Raw genomic sequence first — 6798 nt, 5'->3', positions numbered from 1 at the left:
TTATTTTCATAACTTCTGACTATTTTCTCTATTCGGTTGTTAATGTCCTTTTCGTTCTTCGTCTGCAGTGTTTCCCGCTGACAAAAATTATAGTACCATAAATTTTAAACTTCGTCAACATTTTTTTTATAAAAAAAATGCATATTCGATCTAAATATGCATTTTACCTTTTATTCTATAATGTTTCTGTCGTTTTTCTTTCTATTATTTTTCCATTTGTATCTGTAATTGTAACTCTAACTTTTTTTCCTTTCAAACCTTCTATTCTCATCGAACTTTCTAATTTCGACTTACCACTCCTTTTCGTTCTATCAAACTGAGCTTCAATCGTTTCTGAAACTAAACCACCAGCGCCTAAAACTTCAATTTTTTGATTTAACAACTCCGAACTATTTCCTTTCGAATCCGAATCCGCTACTATTTTTAAATTTGAACTCTTAGAGTCATATGAAATCTTTAAATTTGAGATATTCGTTCCTTTATTTATCTCTCCGTAATATCCGTATATACTTATTCCAACTTCTGTTATCATCTTTATTTGAGCATCAACTCCACTACCAGATTCCCCTATTGCCTCTTTTAGAGGTATCTCTTTAAATACAACATAACTTTTATATTCTCCAGATTCCATAGCTCCCTCAGGTTTAACTCTAAATCTAACTATTTGTTTTCCACCAGGTTTAATCGCAATCATTTTGGGATATAACTTTATATGATCGTTCAAACTATACTTTTCATACTCTGGTGCACTTTCTAAAAAACTTTCCAATCTCATTGGAGATGTTGTGTTATTAATTAAAGTTATCTCATTTGTATTAACTTTATCTAAAACTATCTCAAATCTTGTAGGTGCAACACTAAAGTTAAACGCATAACCTATAGTTGCAATTAAAAAAAACATTATCGCTAGTAAACTCTTTTTTCTCATCTGTATCACTCCATTTCACTTAATAACTTATCATATTTTTCATACTTTAAATTCCTATTAAATTTCTTAAATCTATCAACTATTGAATCCTTTAACTCTGTATTTTTAGTTATAACTTTACCTTCTGAATTTACCTCATCCCCTTTAACAAAAGTTGTTTTCTGAGCTACTAATCCAGCTTTATCATATATAATAACATCACCATGTTTTAAACCATTATTATAGTTTACAATAGTTTTAATATCTCCTGTCTTATAGAAAAATTTCCAGATTCCATCTCTTCTATTATTTTTATATTCCCCTTCTAACATCTGTAAACCATCTGCTGAAAATATTTTTATTTTTCCTTCAATCTTTCCATACTTAAAATTAGTTAAGGTTTCTAAAACCTCACCTTTATAAAAGAAAGTTGCTTCGCCATCTAAAAGCCCATGTTGATATTCTACTTTAGTTAACAACTCTCCTTTTTCAGAGTATTTAACTAGTCTCCCATGCAATATTCCATCTTCTAAATTTTCATACTCCTCCATATTTTTATTCTTATAAAAATATGTCCATTGACCATTAGGTTTATCATAGTTATATTTTATTACGGCTCTTGTTTCTCCATTTAAATACTTTAGTGTCCAAACCCCATGTTTTATTCCGTTGATATATCTCCCTTCGTAGATATATTTCTCGTCCTTATCATAAACGAAACCGTGAAAAACTCCATTTTTCACTCCATTTTCATATTGTTCTTTTATACCCTCACCTATCAATTCTCCTGAAAAAGGTGTTTTTTCATTAATTATGTATACAATTTGATTTTTTAATTGCTTTTTATTTATACTCTCTTTTCTTAAATTAGAAAAGGAAAGATTAAATAGCATAATGTTTGTAACTAAAAATCCTATAACCCATTTTTTCTTCAACCTCTCTCTCTCCTTCTAAAAATTATTTAAAATATCTTCAAGATTATATCCTTCTTCATCTTCATCCTCTGACTCAACTTCAGATTGCTCTGTTGTAACTTCTCTGTTAACAACTACATCAAATCCCTCAAAATATTCTCCTTCATCTTCTTCTTGAAGTTCAATATGAACATCTAGTCCATCTTCTGAAAAGGTAACATTATCACTTCCTAAGTAAATAAACTTCATTTTATATTCTCCTGGTAATACATTTTCAAAAAAGAACATCCCATCAAACTCAGGATCTATCTCTTGATATAACTCGCCATCCTTTTCTAACGCGATATTGGTCATACTCAAGATTCTTATAAGTTCTTGTGATGATATACCATCTGCAGGCAAAATATTTCCAGTTACCATTGATACAGCTTGAACTCCTACATCATACTTCGTTCCTATTGAAGCTTTAGTCTGAACTTCTCTTTTATCTATAACTTGAGTTAACATCGGATCTATACTCTTTCTATCTACTTGTATTTTATAACTTTCTAAAGGCAGTAGTCCATTCACAAAATAATTTCCATTTTTATCAGATGTTACTTTCTTTCCATCTACGATAAGAACTACATCTGGCAATACCGTTTCTTCTAAATCAAAAATCCCATTGTCATTAGAATCAATATAAACCTTTCCAAAGATCCAAGAATTATCTACTTGTCTATCTTGAACATCTCTTTTTAAATCTTCCATATCAAAAACTTTTTCAATATTTAAACCTGCTGTATACTCACCATCACCTTTTCTTGACATTGGCAGTTCTAAATAGATCAAATCATCTAAATAAACAGTAAAGTCTAGATAAAGTCTTTCTCTATCATACTCATTATACTTAAATTCACTACTTAAAACATATTCTATAGACGTATCTCTGAATCTACTTCTTCTCCCAAGTAATTTTAAAGAGTAGTCGGTTTCAAACTTACTCTCCCCTTCTATATTCGCCTGTAATATTGTCGTAAATTTAGAGATACCACCATAACTAACCCCTGGATTAAACGTATATCGCTTTTTATCATCCTCTATGTAATTCATTTCTGCATCTAAGAAAAATGAGAAATTTCTAAACCCTCTATTTTCCAAACTTATATAATATCCTGTTTCTTTTTTCAAAGTTTTGTTTTTTACTTCTTCTTGATATCCAATTCCGATTCTTGTATTTGTAAAATCCCTTGATATCCCTATAGAATTATACTCTTTTTTATTTTCTTCATACCCCAAATAATCCGAATATCTAAAATGATTTAGAGTTAAATTATAATTTTTTATTTTCTGACTTAATCTAATCTCATAAGCATTTTCAGCTTTTTCATATTCATAAAAATTCTGAAGGTTAATCATTATCGGATAACTTGAAAAATCTACTCTATAGACAATTTCATTTTTTAAAACTTTATACTTCCTTTTACTTTCAGATTCTAATTCTAATAACCCCACACCAAGCGTCAAATTTTTAGTAGCTCCAAAACTTAATTCAGCAACCCCTTGAAACTTTTCATCATCATCTTTTTCTTGACCACTTTGAATATTATAACTCCATTGGTTTTTATTTAAGATCTTAGCATCTCCTACAGTATATACTTTTCTATTCTCAATCTGTCCATTTGTATAATAAATCTTTAAAGAGTAATCTCCACCGTAGCTTCTGTCTCTTACCTCAAATGTAAAATTCTTTTCTGTCGGTCTTTGATAGTCTAACAGAACATCATTTTGATATAGCTCTATGACATCTGCACCTTGAGCCTCACCTTTTATTGTCGTTATATTCCCTGAAGTTGAACTATATGTGTTCTTCTCTCCAAAACTCATCCCTCTAAGAGAACCGTTAATATTTAAAAAATTTGGTGTTCTTAAATAAAAATCACCTATTATTAAGTCATTCTCTTGATAAACGTTATTGTACGTTAAATTAGCGTTTTTCAACTTAGAATCGGGTTCTAAGTTATAATTCACATACAAATCTCCATACAAAAACTGAGTTCCATATTCTAAATTTATTTGTTTTTCGGAATCAGCTAAATCATTCATCGCATAACCTAACTTCAAAAGCCCTGGGGACAAAATTTTATTTTCTGCTTTAACTAAATCTACTTTCCGATTTTCCTGTTTATCATTTAATCTAAGACGCTCAACTTTTCCTTTCTCTCTTATTTCAAAAGGCAAGGTAAACTGAGGGTTAAACGTCAACTTCAAATCTTGACTCGACCAATTCAGTTCACCAAAGTCTAAATTCTCTTCTACCCCCTGTAGATTTACGTACAAATCTCCATCCATCACAAAGCTTTTTCCAGTTTTTATATCATTTTTATATTTCTTATCATCAATTTGATAACTTAAAGTTTTTCGATTGAGGTCAACATTTATTGAATATATTTCTAAAAAATAAAACAATCCTTTTATTGGAATAAATATTTCATCATTTTCAAAATCATACCTTACCATAAAAAAATCATCTTTAAGACTTTTACTTTTTATCTCTATATAAGCCTCTTCGTATTGAAAATACTCTTCTTGTGACAAAATTTCTTCAGAAAATGATATAGAAAAAATAGCTATTATCAAAATTTTAGCCATCTTTGATTTATTCATTAATCATACCTTACCTTTATAATTAACTCTCCTGTATATTCTCCTGGTGGAGAATCTTTTGTATCATTTATACTCCCATGAAAACTTACTTCGCTTCTTCCGTTAGCATTTATTCTTCCACTATAATCATTTTCTTTTATATTTTCCAAATTTGGAGTTGTTATAGACACTTTCAACACCCCTTGACCAGACCGATTTTTTATATCAACTTCTCTCGAGTAAGATATAACAAGATTTTTATTGGGTTCTCCCTCTATCTCTAAAACACCATGTGCTCCATTCGATGAAGACATTTTTTGTCCTTGAATTCCCACTCCCAAATCCATTGCAGAAGTTTTTACCTTCAAACTTTTCAAAACGTTTATCTCTAAATCGATATCAATTTTAATCTTTTCATCATGGTTATTTTTGTCGCCTACAATATTTAAAGTTAAATTCGGACTCTGGTACAATCCTGCTAATGATTGATCTGATCTAACCTCAACAATCGCAACTACAACCAAATCTAAATTTCCTGCAAATCCTGTAATTTCTTTCCTCTCCTTATCAACCCTTCCCATTAAAGAGTTTATTTCTAAACTCTTTATTCTTAAAGATTCCGTTAAATAACCAGTTTGCTTATTTTTAAAATTATCTCCCGACAATCTACCAAAATCATATGATAGTTTATTTATACCTCCAAGGCCTGTCAAACTTACTCTTGAAGTTGTTATCACTAAATTTTGAGTTCTTCCACCTACAATCTCTCTTCTCTCATATAATTTAGTTGTGGATGTTCCTATCGCTCCAAAAATTTCAATACTAAGGAGTATTAAAAAAATTATAATTTTTTTCAATTCTAGTCCTCCTTTCTTATATGTTTATTCTTTCTCTTTCAATCGAAACCCTTTCTCTATGTATTAAAGGAATATAAGGAATATTCTTTGAAATCAAAGATACTATTTTATCATATATTTTATCTCTATCTACTTTTTGTCTTTCATCTTTTAAAATTTCTACAAATGGTAGTGTCGCATTATACATCCCTTTATCTCCGATATCATGAACCATAACTCTTCCCAAATTATATATTAAATATCTTTCATCGAAAATAATATTATATATTGCAATCTCATAGTCCTGATTTTCCATTTTCATCAGATAAGCCTCTTGTTGATATGGTGAAACTATGGCTTTTATTCCTTTTTTCTCTAATTGAATTTTTAAATTGTTAGCTATCTTTAAAGAAAGATCATCGTTTAAAACTGTTATTTCAATCTCTTTTTTTATCAACTCATTTTCTATTGTTTCTATTTCTACTCCCTCACTTTTTTTTATTAAAGAAAGCTTTGCTTCAAATAAACTTTCAGGGAAAAATGTTCGAGCTGCTTTTTCTGTAAATATGTTTTTTATCAACTCATCTCTATTTATGATTTTATTTAGAACTTCTCTAGTTTTTCTATTTTCAAAAGTTTTGTTTCTTTTACCAAAAATTATAGCAATTGTGTCTAACTCCTTATTCTCTTCAAGTACAACACTTTTATCTATAATCCCTTCTTTTTTCCATTCATCAATCTGCTTTGGTGTTATATCTAAAACTACATCGACAGCGTCATTGAAATATAAAAGTGCTCTTTTTCTATCACTAACCTCTGATAAAATTTCTATTTCATTTGCTCCTTTATAATTTTTAAAATAACTTTGATTTTTAGATAAAAAGAGCTCTTTATTTGTAATCTTATCTAATTTATACGGTCCTGTTCCGTATATTTTTCCATCAACTACCTTTGTTATAGAGCACATATAATATGTCAACATTGATAAAAATAGATTATTTCTTGCTTTTAGTTTTATCTCTAATTCTCTTTCTGAAATAACTCTTATATTCTGAATATCATTAAAAAAATCCTTAAAAATTCCATTAGTAAGCATTCTATCAAAAGAATTTTTTACATCTACTGCTAACATTTTATCACCATTATGGAAATATACGCCATCTCTTATTTTCAATTCTAAAAGTCTATCATCTTTCCAATTCCAAGTTTCTATTAGATTCGAAACAACTTTATCGTTGGTATCATAAACAAATAATGTGTCGTATAGATAGTTCACAGTTCTTATTGAATATTGATCCTTCATATAAATAGGATCTAAAGTTGCTACTTTTACAGCCTGAACTATTTTCAAAGTATTATTTTCTATACTCTGCCTCTCTACCTCACCACTATATTCATCAAATTGAATATCGTCAAAATACAACTCTGCTTCACCAAAAGATAATGCTGTTACTAAAACAAATAGAATCAAGTATAAATATCTCCTCAATTTTTCACCTCTTAACACTATTTATTA

The 6798-nt window shown here is 29.1% G+C and carries 5 protein-coding genes; all 5 read right to left on the bottom strand.

Features of this window, described 5'->3' with window-relative positions; genetic code table 11:
• Window positions 1-175: 175 nt before the first annotated feature.
• From L988_RS01900 to L988_RS01880, 5 genes are read right to left on the bottom strand one after another with little or no spacing between them, the layout of a single operon-like run.
• A complete protein-coding gene (locus L988_RS01900) occupies window positions 176-928 on the bottom strand; it encodes a fimbria/pilus periplasmic chaperone (protein ID WP_047381011.1) in 753 nt (250 codons plus the stop codon).
• 5 nt (window positions 929-933) lie between these two features.
• Complete coding sequence (locus L988_RS01895) at window positions 934-1842, bottom strand: toxin-antitoxin system YwqK family antitoxin (protein WP_047381009.1); 909 nt, start codon at window positions 1840-1842, stop codon at window positions 934-936.
• 15 nt (window positions 1843-1857) lie between these two features.
• Window positions 1858-4467, bottom strand: a complete 2610-nt coding sequence (locus L988_RS01890) for a hypothetical protein (RefSeq protein WP_047381008.1) — start codon at window positions 4465-4467, stop codon at window positions 1858-1860.
• Window positions 4467-5303 carry a hypothetical protein gene (locus L988_RS01885; protein WP_047381006.1) on the bottom strand — a complete coding sequence of 279 codons (837 nt, stop codon included), beginning with the start codon at window positions 5301-5303 and terminating at the stop codon, window positions 4467-4469. Before L988_RS01885 ends, L988_RS01890 begins: the two co-directional genes overlap by 1 nt.
• 16 nt (window positions 5304-5319) lie before the next feature.
• Window positions 5320-6753, bottom strand: a complete 1434-nt coding sequence (locus tag L988_RS01880; RefSeq protein ID WP_047381003.1) for an ABC transporter substrate-binding protein — start codon at window positions 6751-6753, stop codon at window positions 5320-5322.
• Between the last annotated feature and the right edge of the window lie 45 nt (window positions 6754-6798).

The sequence above is a fragment of the Cetobacterium sp. ZWU0022 genome (assembly GCF_000800875.1).
Taxonomy (GTDB): Bacteria; Fusobacteriota; Fusobacteriia; order Fusobacteriales; family Fusobacteriaceae; genus Cetobacterium_A.
Note: the sequence above shows the minus strand (reverse complement) of the source record. Positions and strands in the feature narration are given on the sequence as shown.